At 69.1% G+C, this 12,821-nt stretch carries 13 protein-coding genes; 9 read left to right on the top strand and 4 right to left on the bottom strand.

The window, feature by feature from the left end; all coding sequences use genetic code 11:
• Nucleotides 1-7 precede the first annotated feature (7 nt).
• Entirely contained in the window at nucleotides 8-760 is a 753-nt protein-coding gene (locus H507_RS0107905) for an SDR family oxidoreductase (protein WP_022910183.1), read from the top strand.
• 84 nt (nucleotides 761-844) lie between these two features.
• Here H507_RS0107905 and H507_RS0107900 read toward each other — a convergent pair whose 3' ends face one another.
• Nucleotides 845-1,648, bottom strand: a complete 804-nt coding sequence (locus H507_RS0107900) for a DUF1206 domain-containing protein (protein ID WP_022910182.1) — start codon at nucleotides 1,646-1,648, stop codon at nucleotides 845-847.
• A gap of 117 nt (nucleotides 1,649-1,765) precedes the next feature.
• Here H507_RS0107900 and H507_RS17300 point away from each other — a divergent pair, with 117 nt between their 5' ends.
• From H507_RS17300 to H507_RS18380, 6 genes are all read left to right on the top strand, one after another.
• Nucleotides 1,766-2,506, top strand: coding sequence for a phosphatase PAP2 family protein (locus H507_RS17300; RefSeq protein WP_169512698.1), 741 nt, complete (start codon nucleotides 1,766-1,768; stop codon nucleotides 2,504-2,506).
• A gap of 25 nt (nucleotides 2,507-2,531) precedes the next feature.
• Nucleotides 2,532-4,889 (top strand): ATP-binding cassette domain-containing protein, encoded by a 2,358-nt coding sequence (locus H507_RS0107890; protein ID WP_022910180.1) that lies wholly within the window; start codon nucleotides 2,532-2,534, stop codon nucleotides 4,887-4,889.
• Nucleotides 4,890-5,000: 111 nt separating this feature from the next.
• Nucleotides 5,001-5,663: a TetR/AcrR family transcriptional regulator gene (locus tag H507_RS17295; RefSeq protein WP_022910179.1), complete on the top strand. Its 663-nt coding sequence runs from the start codon at nucleotides 5,001-5,003 to the stop codon at nucleotides 5,661-5,663.
• Nucleotides 5,660-6,292, top strand: a complete 633-nt coding sequence (locus tag H507_RS15550) for an ATP-binding cassette domain-containing protein (protein ID WP_022910178.1) — start codon at nucleotides 5,660-5,662, stop codon at nucleotides 6,290-6,292. The genes H507_RS17295 and H507_RS15550 overlap by 4 nt, the downstream gene beginning before the upstream one ends.
• Nucleotides 6,292-6,921, top strand: coding sequence for a YhgE/Pip domain-containing protein (locus H507_RS18270; protein WP_157438930.1), 630 nt, complete (start codon nucleotides 6,292-6,294; stop codon nucleotides 6,919-6,921). The genes H507_RS15550 and H507_RS18270 overlap by 1 nt, the downstream gene beginning before the upstream one ends.
• Nucleotides 6,875-8,341 (top strand): YhgE/Pip family protein, encoded by a 1,467-nt coding sequence (locus H507_RS18380; RefSeq protein ID WP_342662662.1) that lies wholly within the window; start codon nucleotides 6,875-6,877, stop codon nucleotides 8,339-8,341. The genes H507_RS18270 and H507_RS18380 overlap by 47 nt, the downstream gene beginning before the upstream one ends.
• Before the next feature lie 123 nt (nucleotides 8,342-8,464).
• On the opposite strand, the gene H507_RS17290 is transcribed toward H507_RS18380, so the two are convergent.
• Genes H507_RS17290 through H507_RS0107860 form a run of 3 tightly spaced genes read right to left on the bottom strand, consistent with a single transcriptional unit; the run spans nucleotide 8,465 to nucleotide 11,165 of the window.
• The gene (locus H507_RS17290) at nucleotides 8,465-10,219 is read right to left on the bottom strand and encodes a Tle-like phospholipase domain-containing protein (protein ID WP_022910177.1); all 1,755 of its coding nucleotides are present in this window, start codon (nucleotides 10,217-10,219) and stop codon (nucleotides 8,465-8,467) included.
• Entirely contained in the window at nucleotides 10,219-10,530 is a 312-nt protein-coding gene (locus H507_RS0107865) for a hypothetical protein (RefSeq protein WP_022910176.1), read from the bottom strand. The genes H507_RS17290 and H507_RS0107865 overlap by 1 nt, the downstream gene beginning before the upstream one ends.
• Nucleotides 10,531-10,589: 59 nt before the next feature.
• The gene (locus tag H507_RS0107860) at nucleotides 10,590-11,165 is read right to left on the bottom strand and encodes a hypothetical protein (RefSeq protein WP_022910175.1); all 576 of its coding nucleotides are present in this window, start codon (nucleotides 11,163-11,165) and stop codon (nucleotides 10,590-10,592) included.
• A 50-nt stretch (nucleotides 11,166-11,215) separates the two neighbouring features.
• Between H507_RS0107860 and H507_RS0107855 the strand changes: the two genes are divergently transcribed.
• Together H507_RS0107855 and H507_RS0107850 are read left to right on the top strand one after the other, a co-directional pair.
• Complete coding sequence (locus tag H507_RS0107855) at nucleotides 11,216-12,088, top strand: aldo/keto reductase (RefSeq protein WP_022910174.1); 873 nt, start codon at nucleotides 11,216-11,218, stop codon at nucleotides 12,086-12,088.
• 75 nt (nucleotides 12,089-12,163) lie between these two features.
• The gene (locus H507_RS0107850) at nucleotides 12,164-12,814 is read left to right on the top strand and encodes an SRPBCC domain-containing protein (RefSeq protein WP_022910173.1); all 651 of its coding nucleotides are present in this window, start codon (nucleotides 12,164-12,166) and stop codon (nucleotides 12,812-12,814) included.
• Nucleotides 12,815-12,821: the final 7 nt, after the last annotated feature.

Genomic DNA, 12,821 nt, shown 5'->3' with positions numbered 1-12,821 from the left:
TTGATCCATGACCGACAAGATCGCCCTGCTCACCGGTGTGGGACGACGCCGCGGCATCGCCGCAGCCATCGCCCGTGGCCTCGCCGAGGACGGGTGGGACCTGGGCCTGAGCTACTTCTCCGACTACGACCAGCGGGTCAACCAGGAGACGAGTGACGTGGACGCCCTGGCCGAGGAACTGCGCCAACTGGGACGACGGGTGCTGCTGCTCCCCGGTGACCTGTCCGACCCCGCCGCGCCTCACCGGCTCGTCGAGGAACTGAGCGCCGGCATCGGCCCCGTCACCGGGTTGGTGATGAGCCACTGCGAGTCGGTGGACTCGTCGCTGCTGACCACGACGGTCGAGAGCTTCGACCGCCACTACGCCGTCAACGTCCGCGCCACCTGGCTGGTGCTCAAGGCCTTCGCCGAGCAGCAGCCCTGCCCCGGTGGCCCGGTGGTCGCCCTCACCAGCGACCACACGGTGCACAACCTGCCCTACGGGGCGACCAAGGGTGCGCTCGACCGTCTGGTGCTGGCGGCCACCCACGAACTCGCGGACCGGGGCATCTGGTCGAACGTGATCAACCCCGGCCCGATCGACACGGGTTGGATGGACGATGCCATCCGCGAATCAGGGGCCCGACAGACCCCCGCCGGCAGGCTGGGGGAGCCCAGCACCGTCGCCGACCTCGTGCGGTTCCTGTTCTCGGAACGTGGCAGCTGGATCCGCGGACAGTTGCTGCTGTCCAACGGGGGCTTCGCCACCCCTGCGCTCTGAACGAAGATCAGAGCGCTCCGAACGAATGTCCGGGTGCCCTGAACGAATGTCAGGGCGCAGGGGCAGCGACGGCGTGAAGCGCGGTCAGACCCGGCCGAACCTGGCCCTCACCACGCAGTAGGCGGCGAAACAGACGAAGCCGACGGCCATCGCCATCACCAGCACACGGCCGAAGCTGACGGCCAACACCGCCTTGAAGGCCCCGTCAAGACCTCGCGCCTGCCCGGTGTCACCGGTCAACCCGGCCCAGCCGAGCAGGCCTCCGGCGACCACCAGGGCGACACCCTTGGCGACGTAGCCGACCATGCCGAGTCGTTCGGCCGGACGGCCCGGGTTCTCGACCAGGTCCTGCAGGAACTTCCGCTTCCAGCCCTTGTAGACGTGGTAGACACCGACGCCGAGCACGAGCAGGCCGGCGGCGACGACCAGAAGCTTGCCCCCGGGCATCGAGAGCACGGTGCGGGTGGTCTGCTGGGTCTGGCTGCCGGAGTTGGTCTGGTGCGAGGTCAACAGCGACAGGGCCGGCGCGGCCAGGATCAGGTAGGCGACGAACTTGCCCAGCGGCTTGGCCTTCTGCTTCCACTCGGGGGCACGCACCGCCTCGGTGATCTGCCACACGGCGAGCAGGACCAGCCCCACCACCATGGCCACCATCAGCACCTTGCCGGCGGGGTGACTCGCCAGGGCCCGGAAGGCACCCGACTGGTCGGCCTCACCCGAGCGTTTGCCGAGCGCGAGGCTGAAGGCGATCCAGGCAATCAGCAGGTGCACGATGCCGGAGGCGACGTAGCCAGCCCTCGCGCCCCACTCGACGACACGCGACTCGCCCACGTTGGTGGCGTGGCCCTTCACCTCAGCGGAGACGCGCTCACTCTTCCCCGATCCCATCGTCACTCCTTGATCCGGCCCCAGCGAGGGTCGCTGTCTGCCTGCGCAGACAATATGCCTTGTGACGCCACGTCGGGAGGTCTCGTCGCCGAGTGCTTCTGCGTGCATACTTCTGGGGTGACTGTTGCTACCAGGGGCACGACCCCCACCCGTTCCCCGCTCACGTGGCTGGTGGGGCTGCCGCTGTTGGTGGTCTCCTTCCTGCTGGGCCTGATGGCCCCCCGGATCAACCCCCACGACGACGGTGAGTGGCAGGCGCTTGACACGATCAAGACCACCCGGGAGTCGTGGCTCAACCCGGTCAGCAAGGCCGTCGAGGTGTACGTCGGCCCGGCCTGGTCGCCGTGGGTGATCCTGGCCGCCGCAGTGGTGATCTTCCTGTTCCGCCGACGGTTCATCGCCGTGACCTTCGCGCTCGTCACTGGGCTGGCCTGGCTGCCCGGTCACTTCGTGAAGGACCTGGCCCACCGGCCTCGTCCCGACCACCTCGACGCGATGACCAGTTACGCCGACAACATGAGCATGCCCAGCGGGCACACCGGGATCGTCGCGGCCATCACCATCGGGGCCTGCTTGGTGGCCGCCAATGAACACCGCCGGTACCGCTGGATCGTGGTGGTCGGCGTGCTGGCCACCTTGTTCGTCGGGTACTTCCGCATGTACGCCGCCGCGCACTACCCCCTCGACGTCCTCGTCGGTGGTGCGCTCGCCGCTGGCACGGGACTGGCCCTCTGGCGACCGGCCTTGGCCCTGAACCGCCGCGTCAACCGCGGCGGTGGCTTCTGGGCCCTCCCGCCCGGTGTGAACCCCGAGACCGCGCCCGCGTTGCCCAGTCGCGCCGCAGAGCCCGCAGAGTGACCTGAGTCCGAACGAGAGGCAGCCGATGGCGATCCACCCCGCAGACCACCACGACGTGATCCGCGTGGTCGGAGCGCGAGAGAACAATCTCAAGAACGTCTCCGTCGACCTGCCCAAGCGCAGGTTGACGGTGTTCACCGGGGTCTCGGGATCGGGCAAGAGTTCGCTGGTCTTCGAGACCATCGCCGCGGAGTCCCAGCGGATGATCAACGAGACCTACTCCGCGTTCGTCCAGGGCTTCATGCCGACCGTCGATCGTCCCGAGGTCGACTCACTGGAGGGACTGACCACCGCGATCATCGTCGACCAGGAACGCCTCGGCGCCAATGTCCGCTCGACGGTGGGCACCGTCACCGACGCCAACGCCCTGCTGCGCCTGCTCTACAGCCGCATCGCGGAGCCCCACCTGGGCTCGACCACCGCGTACTCGTTCAACACCCCCACCGTGACCGCCCAAGGCGGGGTGACCGTCGAACGCGGCAACCGGACGAAGCGCGAGGTGGCGACCTTCCACCAACTCGGCGGCATGTGCCCGCGCTGCGAAGGGATCGGGAAGGTCTCGGACATCGACCTGGACGAGCTGTACGACTCGTCCAAGTCGCTCAACGAGAACCCCTTCAAGGTGCCCGGCTACTCGATGGACGGCTGGTACGGCCGCATCTTCAAGGGGTCGGGCTACTTCGACCCCGACAAACCGATCTCCCGCTACACCAAGAAGGAGATGCACGACCTGCTCCACCGCGACGCCACCCGCATCAAGGTCGAGGGCATCAACGTCACCTACGAGGGACTGGTGCCCAAGCTGCAGAAGTCGATGCTCTCGAAGGACCCCGAGCAGATGCAGGCGCACGTGCGCGCCTTCGTCGAGCGGGCCGTCACCTTCCAGACCTGCCCCGAGTGCGGCGGTACGCGGTTGGCCGAGCACGCCCGCACCTCACTGATCAAGGGCAAGTCGATCGCCGACCTGTGCGACATGCAGATCACCGACCTGGCTGTCTGGATCGGAGCGGTGGACGACCCCTCCGTGGCGCCGTTGGTGAAGGGATTGCAGGCCCACCTCGACGCGTTCGTGCAGATCGGCCTGGGCTACCTCTCGCTCAACCGGCCGTCGAGCACCTTGTCGGGTGGTGAGGCCCAGCGCACCAAGATGATCCGCCACCTCGGATCGTCGTTGACCGACGTCACCTACGTCTTCGATGAGCCCACCATCGGTCTGCACCCCCACGACATCGAGCACATGAACCAGTTGCTGCTCGACCTGCGCGACAAGGGCAACACCGTGCTGGTGGTCGAGCACAAGCCCGAGACCATCGCGATCGCCGACCATGTCGTCGACCTGGGCCCGCGTGCCGGGCAGGGTGGGGGAGAGGTCGTCTACGAGGGTGACCTCGACGGGTTGAGGTCCGCCGACACCCTGACGGGTCGTCACCTGGCCGACCGGGTCGCGCTCAAGCCCCAGGTGCGTACCCCCAGCGGTCTGATCGAGGTGCGCGGTGCACACGAGAACAACCTGCGCGATGTCGACGTCGACATCCCGACCGGGGTGCTCGTGGTCGTCACCGGCGTCGCCGGATCGGGCAAGAGTTCGCTGGTGCACGGGTCACTGGGCGGTCTGCCGGGGGTGGTCTCGATCGACCAGGGCGCCATCCGGGGCTCCCGGCGTTCGAACCCCGCCACCTACACCGACCTGCTCGAGCCGATCCGCAAGACCTTCGCCAAGCTCAACGGCGTCAAGCCGGCCCTGTTCAGCCCGAACTCCGAGGGTGCCTGCCAGGCCTGCAACGGGGTGGGGCTGATCTTCACCGAGTTGGGCTTCATGGAGACGGTCTCCACCACGTGCGAGGTGTGTGGCGGCCGTCGCTTCCACGCCGACGTGCTGGAGCACACCGTGGCCGGCAAGAACATCGCCGACGTCTTCGAGATGAGCGTCGACGAGGCAGAGTCGTTCTTCGGCCAGGGCGAGGCGAGGACGCCCGCCGCCCACACCATCCTGCTCAGGCTCAAGGACGTCGGGCTGGGGTACCTGACCCTCGGTCAGCCGCTGTCGACGCTGTCGGGAGGCGAACGCCAACGGGTGAAGCTGGCCGTGAACATGGGGTCCGACGCCGCCACGTACATCCTCGACGAGCCCACCAGCGGCTTGCACCTGGCCGACGTCGAGCAATTGCTGACCCTGCTCGACCGGTTGGTCGATGCAGGCCGCACGGTGATCGTGATCGAGCACCACCAGGCCGTGATGGCGCACGCCGACTGGATCATCGACCTGGGCCCGGGGGCGGGCCACGAAGGTGGGCGGGTGGTGTTCGAGGGCACCCCCGCTGACCTGGTCCGCGGGGCGGCCACGCTCACCGGTCGTCACCTGCGCGACTACGTCCGGGACTGACCCCAGCGTCGGCCGACACCCGCCTGTCAGGCCAGGTCGGGGGGCACCCCTTCGGGTGATTGACATCTCGATACCCATGGTATTGAATACCTTGGGTATCGAGGAGTTGAGATGACGACCACCACTGAGACCACGACCACCACCGCCACGGCCACCACTGGCGCGGCCGGCGCCACGACAACCACCGCTGGCACCCCCCGGGTCCGCCCCGAGCGTGTCCAGGTGCGCGAGGCGCTGCTCGACGCGGCGGGTGAGGAGTTCCTGGCGCACGGCTACCAGGGCACCACCGTCAGCCGCATCGCCCAGCGTGCCGGCTTCACCAAGGGAGCCGCCTACTCCAACTTCGGCGGCAAGGCCGAATTGTTGGCGGCCGCCTGCCTGCGCCGGTGGTCGGCCACCACCGAAGGGGTCGTGGGAGACGTCGCCATGCTGGGGGACGACCGCAGTCCCGACGCGATCGGCAGGCGGCTGACACGCGCCGTGATCGAGTCGAGCCAATGGAGCCAGACCCTCGCCGAGGTCGCATCGGTGGCCCGGCACGACCCGGAGACCGCCAGTGCCTACCGCCAGATTCGCGAGGCACAGCTGGAGCAGATGGTCGCCGAGATCGGCCGCCTCGACCTCGGCCTCAGCGGCTCGGTCGAGTCGACCGCACGGCTGCTGCAGGCCACCATGTCGCACCTGGGCTTCGAGCGGGCTGTGGTGCCCGACCGCTGGCCGGACTCAGTGATCGCCAGCACCCTGACGGCGTTGATGCGCGGACTGCTGGCGTGAGCCCGCGGGAGACCGTGCTGCGTGCCCGCGGGGTTCGCGTCAAGGCTCCCGGAGGTACGGTCGTCCCAGCCACCGACCTCGATGCTGCGGCGGGCGAGGTCACCCTCGTCGTGGCACCCAAGGGCAGCGGACGGACGAGCCTCCTGCTGGCCCTGGCGGGTCGCATGTCGGGGACCGAGGGCGACCTACGGATCGGTGAGGTCTCACTGGCCCACGACCGTCGCCACTACCGCCAGCTCGCCTCGGTGGCCCGAGCCGGTGTCTTCGTCGACCTCGAACCGCAGCTGTTGGTGCGCGAGGCGGTCGTCGAGCGAACCCTGACCGACAACCTCAAGACCGTCGCCGGTGAGTGGCGTTTCGCCCAACTGGCGCTCGAGGTGCGCGACGACCCCCTCATCTCGATGCCTGGCGATGCCCTCGTCGACAGCCTCGACGAGGCCTCGACGACCGTGCTCACCGCGATCCTGGCCATGCTGCGCCCCGCCCGGCTCGTCGTCCTCGACGACGTCGACGCTCGGCTCACCGTCGACCAGTGGAGATCGGTGCACGCCGCCCTCACCCGACTCGCCCGGCACGAGAACTGCGCCATCGTGTGCACCTCGTCGACCCCCGCTCCCCAGGAGACCTGATGCCGTTCCCGTTGTCGAGGTTGGCGCGCTTCGAGTTGCGCCGCTTCCGCGGACCGCTGCCCACCATCGCCCTGGTGTTCGTGCTGTGCGTCCCGCTGCTGTACGCCGCCATCTACCTCAGCGCCAACTGGGACCCCTACGGACGCCTCGGCAACCTGCCGGTCGCCGTGGTCAACGAGGACGTACCCACCCAGGTCGAGGTCACCACCGCCTCGGGCGGCCACACCACCACCCACACCGAGACCATCCACGCCGGTGCCGACTTCGTGAAGGAGTTGCAGGCCAAGCGCACCTTCCGATTCATCACCACCGACGCCGCCGAGGCAGAGGACGGGCTGCGCGAGGGGCGCTACTACCTGACCATCCAGGTGCCAGCCGACTTCTCCACCAACCTCGTCAGCGGCCAGACCGACAGCCCCGAACGGGCCCACCTCACCATGCACCGCAACGATGCCAACGGATTCGTCCATCGGCTCGATCACCGACAAGGCCAAGGACTCCGTGACCGAGGCCGTCAACGCCTCGGCCATCGAGAGCTACTTCCGTGCGGTGTTCACCAATCTGCAGACCCTGCGCAGTGGCATGGTCGACGCTCAGCAGGGTGCCGACCGACTCGCCAGCGGTCTTGACCAGGCCAGAACCGGGTCGATGGCGCTGGCCAGTGGTTCCGCCGACGCCCAGTCGGGGGCCGGTCGACTGGCGACGGGCGCCGACTCCCTCAGCTCTGGTCTCGTCCGAGCACACCAGGGGTCGTCCGATCTGGTGACGGGGCTCGACCAACTCCAGACCGGCGCCTCCGAGCTCAGCACGGGCGCCGACCAGGTGGCCGCCGGTACCCAGACGCTGCGCGACACCGTGGTGCCACCGCTGACAACGGTGCGCGACACGTGGCCGCAGGTGCAGGGCGATGTGACCACCCTCGCCTCCGACGCGGCGACGCTCACCTCATCCGTCTCGGGGACCACCTCGTCGGTGGCCTCCGACGTCAACCAGGCGGCATCCCTGCTCACCCAGATCGAGGCGTCCAACCCCGACCTCTCCCAGGACCCGCGCTGGCAGCAATTGCGATCGACCACCTCCAGCGCCCAGACCCGAACGGGCCAGGCGGCCGCGCGCGCGGGACAGATCAACGCCCGCGCCCAGCAGGTGCAGCAGGCCGTCGCCAACTCCGGCACCCTCACCGCGAAGGTCGACCGGGCCATCGCCGACGTGAACGCGCTCAACGACGGCGCCCATCAGGTCGCCTCCGGGGCCGACCAACTGCAGACGGGGATCGGCCGCGCCGATGCAGGCGCCCGCAGCCTCGACCAGGGGTTGTCGACCGCATCCCGGGGTGCCACGGAGCTCGCCACCGGGGCACACAGCCTCCAGACCGGGCTCGCCCAGCTGTCGACCGGAGCGAGCCAGCTCGACACCGGCATCGGTCAGCTCGCCACCGGCGCCCACCAACTCGCCGCCGGCCTCAAGGCGGGCGTCGACCGCATCCCCGTGCTCACCGCCGACCAGGAGAACAAGGCCGTCCAGGTGCTCTCGGCACCCGCGCAGGTCGACATGACCGTCGAGAACCCGGCCCTCTACTACGGACGAGGCCTGGCACCCATGTTCTTCTCGATCGCCATGTGGGTGTTCGGCATCTCGGTCTTCCTGGTGGTGAGGGCGATCACGGGCCGCGCCCTGGCCGGGCGTGCCTCGTCGCTGCGGGTGGCCCTCACCGCCTGGTTGCCGATCGGGGCCATCGCCGTCGCCGGTTCGCTGCTGATGCTCGGGGTGGTCTGGACGACCCTCGACCTGGCACCCGTGCACCCGGTGCTGACGCTTACGGTCACCGTGCTCGGAGCTCTGGCGTGGTCACTGGTGGCTCACCTGATGCGCACCGCGCTGGGCACGCCGGGGTCGAGCCTGCTGCTGGTGCTGCTGATCCTGCAACTGGTGGGGGCACAGGGGCTCTACCCGTCGCAGATCCTGCCGCCCTTCTTCGCGCACCTGAGCCCATTCCTGCCGATGACCTACCTGATCGACGCGTTCCGGGTGGTGATCTCGGGGGGCTGATCTCGCACCTCGCGCGGGACCTCGCGATCCTGACGCTGTTCTCGGTGGTCAACCTCGGCCTGCTCTGGTTGGTGGTCAGTCGCCGCCGCACCCTGCGCATGAAAGACCTGCACCCGCCGCTGATCACTCCCTGAGCGATCCGTAACGCTGCTCCCACAGGTCGCCCGCATGGCTGAGGTCGTGGCCGGCGAAGTCGGGGACGCCCTGCCCCGCCGAGGGGTTGTTGCCGGGGGCGTCGCCCAAGGGGTACGGACGACCGATCGCGTCGGGGAGTGCCGCCGCCGCGCTGTCACCGTTGCCTTCCTGGAAGGCGGTCAGCGGGTCGTCGCTGGCGTAGTAGCGGCGGATCTGGTCGTCGTTCGCCCGGCTGATCAGGGCCGCCGGGTCGTCCCCGTTGCGCTCTGCGACGTAGTTGACGGTGGCCTGGCTGACACCGGCCGCGTCGTAGGTGACGGCCGGCTGGCCCGAGTTGATGGCGGCGATGGCGGCCTGCCGCCCACCCAGGGAGTGGCCGGTGTAGACCACCTGGTCGCCCTGACTGCTGCGTTCGATCGCGTCAGAGATGGCGAGCACCTGCTGGGTCTGGGGTGAGACCGTGGCGCCCCCGATCCCGTCCTCGACCGCATCGGGCTGGAACTGCCCACCAGCAGCGCCCGTGCCGGCGAAGGCCACCACGTAGCCGCCCTCCGGTGTCCTGAACACCTCGGCCTGGAAGCCGTTCGGATCGGTCAGTTGGGCGCGGGTCAGACCGAGCGCCGCCAGATCGGCGTCCGTGGCGCGGGAGTATCCCGGCGGAAGGGGAGCATCGGGTGAACCCATCGCCTGGTTGAGGGCGATCAGGTCACCGTCCATGGCCTGCGGGTCGGCACCTCGTGCCCGGTCACCGTAGCTGCCGCGGGACGGCCCGTCGGAGGCGCTGCCCGGGTCGCTCTGGCCGCGCAGCAGGGCCGCTGCGCGCTGGGAGCGCATGCCGGTGTCGGCGATCTGGCCCAAGGTGGCGGTCATCACGTCGATGTTCTGGCGGACGAACACGGCGATCCTCTGCAGGGCCTGGCCGACCCTGCCCATGGCCCACTGCACGAACCGGTCGAAGGCCACCTTGAGCACCGCTTCGACGCTCTCCTTCGCACCGCTGACCGCACCGTGGAAACCACCGCTGATCATGCCGCCGAAGCCACCCTTGGTGAAACCGTTCACCGCACCCTTGAAACCACCCGAGATGCCTCCGCCGAGCGCGGCGGCGCCGAGCACCCACACCCCGGCGGCCACCACCAGACCCAACGACCGGACGATGGTGAACGCGGTGTTGCACAGTTCCCTGACCAGTTCGGCCGTGAGTTCGATCAGGCCCCGCTTGGCGGAGGCCAACTGTCCGGCCAGCACCAGGTGACGTTCGGCCGCGCTGGTGAGCACGCCCGACACGGCACCGGTGGCTCGTCCGAGGGCGCGGATCCTGGTCGAGAACGAGTCGTAGGCCTGTCCCTGCCAGATCTGGCCGACGGCCGATCCACAGCCACTGGCCTGGGCCTGTTGGGAGGCCACCTGCTGGGAGGCCCTCATCAGGGCACCGACATGGGCCCCGATCTGCGAGGTGTCACCGGTGAGCTGCTCGAAGGTCTCGTGCACCTTGGCCACGGCATCGACGATCCACCCGAAGATGTCGTGGGGCAGTTGGTCGGCGACCCATTGCGCGGTGTCGATCGTCTGGTCGATCACCACGTCGACCACCACGGCCCCGGCACCCTTGAGGTCACCGAAGGGGCTGGCCCCGTGGTTGTCGCCCAGCAGCGCGACGGCGGAGTTGAGCTGCGCGGTGGTGGCCCCGGTCCTCATGGCGGCAGTCCTCGACATGGTGGCGGTGGGCGCGGCGACCGACATCAGTTCAGTCCCCGCACGATGGCGTCTGCGATCAGCTCGACGTGGCCGCTCTCGACCTGTTGGTAGCAGCTGCCGGTGGCCGCCAGGCCATCGGACGTGGAACCGAAGACCTCCGAGAGGGCGAGCACCACGTCGTTGTGCTGGTCGGTGGTGCGCGGTTCGGTGGTCGCGCCGGCGCTGCCGACCAGTTGGCCGTACATGGCCGGGTCGGGGGCAGGGATGCTCAACCCTGCCAGGACAGACTCGGCGTCCTGCAGGGGAGCGTTGGCGCGCACGACGGCGAAGGCGTCGATGCGGAAGTCGGTCGGCATGCGTGAACTCCTCGATCGGGTCGGGTCAGGCAATGGGTCGGGTCAGGGAAGGGGGCGGGTCAGGGGACCGGGGGCGCAAGCCGGGCGCAGGCCTCGGTGTAGGCGGCCATCACGTGCTCACCCAGGTCGGTGAAGCTCTGGTGGTCACGCAGTGCCTCGGTTGAGACGATCGCGTCGATGATCACCTCGACGGCATTCACCGTGAGGGTCACCCCCCGCACGGTGGCCGTCGACGTGACCGGCCCCTCGTCCGGGTCTGCCAGGTGGGAGAGCGCCCGATCCTGGTCGGCTCGGATCTGTGCGGCGACCAGGTCCTGCTCCGGGGCGCGCGGGCCCTCGGGGGCCGGCCCGCCGGGGGTGCCCGGCACCAGGCGCGGGACCTGCACCTCGGGTCGCTCGAACAGGGCCTGGGTGTAGGCCTCACCGAACTGTCGATTCCACCGGTCGGGCGTGGTCGGGGTCGCCGGGAACTCGACAGCCACCAGCTGACCACGCGCGTTCACGGTGACACTGGCACCGTCGTTGGTGATGGTGACGACGGCCGAGGCCGCCTCGTCGAGCCGGGCAGCCTCGTCGAGGAACGCCTGCGCATTCCGCTCGAGCCTGTCGAGCACCTCGTCATCCAGCGGACTCATGGGACGAGCCTAGGTGTGACGTGGTTCACGACCGTGCGAGAGTGGGTCACATGAATGCACCTCAGCGAACCATCGGCCAGTTCCAGGTCTCGGCGATCGGGCTGGGGGCCATGCCCCTGTCGTTCAAGGACCCCCTGCCCAGTGACGAGCAGTCCGACGCCACCATCCACGCCGCCCTCGATGCCAACATCACCCTGATCGACACCGCCGACATCTACGCCCCTTCGTGGGACACGATGGGCCACAACGAGCAACGGGTCGCCCACGCCCTGAAGTCGTGGTCCGGGGACCGGGACTCGATCGTGGTGGCCACCAAGGGCGGCATCACCAGGAGCCAGGGCAATGTGTGGGGACGCAACGGTTCACCGGAGTACCTGCGCCAGGCCGTCGAGAAGTCCCTGCGGAACCTGCAGGTCGACGTCATCGACCTCTACTACTGGCACCGCCCCGACCGTCACCGCCTCTACGCCGACTGCGTGCAGGTCTTCGCCGACCTCAAGGCCGAGGGGAAGATCAAGGAGATCGGCATCTCGAACGCCAACGTCGAAGAGATCGAGATCGCCCTCGAGGTGCTGGGCGAGGGCGGTCTGGCCGCTGTGCAGAACGAGTTCTCACTGCGCTTCAACCACACCTCCCTGAGCGAGTTGCAGTTCTGTTCCGATCACGACATCGCCTTCCTGCCCTGGTCGCCGTTGGGTGGCTCGGGGGGCGCCAAGGAGGTGGGCGGCAAGTACCCGGCCGTGCAGCGGATCGCGCAGGCTCGCGGTGTCAGCCCCCAGCAGGTCGTGCTCGCGTGGCAGTTGTCGCTGAGCGATCGGGTCATCCCGATCCCCGGCGCCTCTCGTCCCGAGTCGATCCTCGACTCCGCGCAGGCGATGACACTCGAACTGTCGGCCGACGAGATCGAGTCGCTGCACCTCTGACCTCGAACCCGCCCGTCGGACGACGTTCGCGCCGTCCGACGGACCCCACCCCTCACTCACGTCACGGGAGCGACCATGAACGTCACTGGACAACTCGGTGCTGTGACTCGCGGCTGGCGCCGCGAGGAGCGCGACGGTGAACTGGTGCTCGTCCAGACCCTCAGCCAGACCTTCCCCAGCCTTCTGGACGAAGTATGGGACGCCGTCACCTCCCCCGACCGGATCGCACGCTGGTTCATGCCGGTCTCCGGAGAGCTGCGGGTGGGTGGTCGCTACCAGTTCGAGGGCAACGCCGGGGGAGAGGTACTGGAGTGCGAGCCTCCCAGCGAGGGCTCGGCCCGGTACCGGGTCACGTGGGAGATGGGCGGGGTCTCGTGGGTCACGGTGCGCCTCGAGTCCGCGGGGGAACAGACCCGCTTCGACCTGGAGCACGTCGCCCGCGAGGACGACGTGCCCGCCGAGATGGCGGCGACCTTCGGGCCGGGTGCCACCGGTGTCGGATGGGAGGGCGGCCTGCTGGGGCTCGCGCTGCACCTGTCGGGCCGGGGCGGGTCGATGACGCCAGCCGAACTGATGGCGTGGGTCGCCACCGATGAGGGCCGCGCGTTCCACCGCGGCGCGGCCGACGCCTGGGGCCGAGCCGCCGTCGCGGCAGGCACCGAGCCCGACCTCGCCCAGCGACAGGCCGACGCGACGTACGCCTTCTACACCGGCACCGGGGGCTGAGCGCGAG

Origin of the sequence: Aestuariimicrobium kwangyangense DSM 21549, assembly GCF_000421525.1 — a bacterium.
In the GTDB taxonomy this organism is placed as follows: Bacteria; Actinomycetota; Actinomycetes; order Propionibacteriales; family Propionibacteriaceae; genus Aestuariimicrobium; species Aestuariimicrobium kwangyangense.
This window is presented reverse-complemented; position numbering and strand designations above follow the sequence as displayed.